The sequence below is a fragment of the Tissierella sp. genome (assembly GCF_052089545.1).
Taxonomy (GTDB): domain Bacteria; phylum Bacillota; class Clostridia; order Tissierellales; family Tissierellaceae; genus Tissierella_A.
In genome coordinates this window covers 1,234-2,837 of sequence record NZ_JBQDAA010000257.1, presented here as the reverse complement: position 1 = coordinate 2,837, position 1,604 = coordinate 1,234, and the positions used below count along the sequence as shown (strand labels likewise).

Sequence of the window (1,604 nt, the reverse complement as noted above, 5' to 3'; positions counted from 1 at the left end):
CATCTGGCATTTCCTTCTTCTCAAAAACTGTTGAGAAATGCTCCTTAGGATTATCAGAAAAGAAGAAGTTATGGTGTGCAAGTTGTGGATATTCTTCCTTTAGGGCCAAATGTATAACAAGGCCTGAACAAGTAGGTTCAAACTTATCTAAAGTTTGTATGAAGGTTTTATCCATACCTAAGACGTCCCTATATAGAGGTATTGCTTCCATATTTGAAAGCACAATATCAGCCTCTACAATACTATTATCAGAAAGTTTAATAGAGTCTATCCGCTTATTACTTCTGCCTAACTCAACCACTTCAGAATTCAAGTGAACTTTAACACCTAACTCCTCTAATAACTTCAGCAGGCCTTCTGCTAAATTATACATACCACCTTCAACATACCAGAGTCCAAACTCATACTGTATATAAGGCAAGAGGTTTAAAAGTGCAGGAGCATTATATGGTGAAGATCCTACATATTTAATAAAAAAGTTCATAATATTTACCAAGTATTCATTATCTATATATTTTCTCACCTTAGAATCCATAGTGGAAAAAGCATCCAGGTCTTTAAGCAGTCCTACTGGGCCATATTCTTTTATATTTCCCTTAACTGTATCTAAACCTTTATCAAAATATCCCTTTTCTACTTCATCATAAAGTGCTTTTGAATAGGTTAGAAACTTTTCTAATTGCCTTTTATCCTTTACGCTTACATTTGTTACTCTGAACTTATTTTTTTTACCAAAAGGTACCAGGTCAATATTTTTACCATCTTCAAAGAAATTCCTCCAATGGGGATTAACCTTTTTAAGTGTAAAATAGTCTTCCATATTGCGGCCATTTTTTTCAAACAATTCATTAAATATGTGTGGCATAGTAAATATAGAAGGGCCTAGGTCAAATTTAAAACCATCCCTTTCTAAAACATTTAATTTCCCACCGACTTTATCATTCTTTTCAAATATTTCAACATCATAGCCTTCAGAAGCTAGGTATATTGCTGAAGATAGACCACCAAGACCTGCTCCTATAACTAGTACTTTTTTCATAATCCCACTCCTCACAAGTGATTAGTAAATAAACGGTAAAAACTTATATCTTTCTTCCTTCCAGAATTTATACCTGGATCCTAGAACTTCTTCCATATAAGCTTCTTCTTCCTTGATTCTAATACTTATAGATACAAACATTACTACTATAGCTATTAGGAACATTATGATATTGCCAACAAAAAGTGGAACTGAAATAGTCAGTAGGAACAATCCCAAATATAGTGGATGTCGAATATAACGGTAAGTCCCCTTGCTTACCAGCTCTTGCTCATCCTCCACTTCAACCTTCCTAGAAAAATTCTTACCTAGCAGTATAAGCGACCAGTACCTTAAGATAAGGCCTGATGAATAAAGTATTAAGGATACCACTTTTAGCGCATGGCTATTTACAAGCAGTAAGCCATTAAAGAACATAATAGCATTGATTATTATAATAGAAAGTATAGATACTAGTATAATAGAAAAAGACCTTTTGTTTGATCTATTATCTTTTGCTAAGGAGGGAAATAAAACAAACTCAAGCAACCATAAAAAGGTTATAAAGATAAATATATAAGTCATA

General features: G+C 33.2%; 2 protein-coding genes. Both read right to left on the bottom strand.

Translation table 11 applies throughout. From position 1 onward, the window contains the following. Window positions 1–1,039 (bottom strand): phytoene desaturase family protein (locus ACTHW2_RS12565; RefSeq protein WP_442264242.1); only part of this gene is annotated, 1,039 nt, incomplete at its 3' end. 21 nt (window positions 1,040–1,060) lie between these two features. Then, a partial coding sequence (locus ACTHW2_RS12560; RefSeq protein ID WP_442264241.1) for a methyltransferase family protein occupies window positions 1,061–1,604 on the bottom strand: 544 nt, incomplete at its 5' end.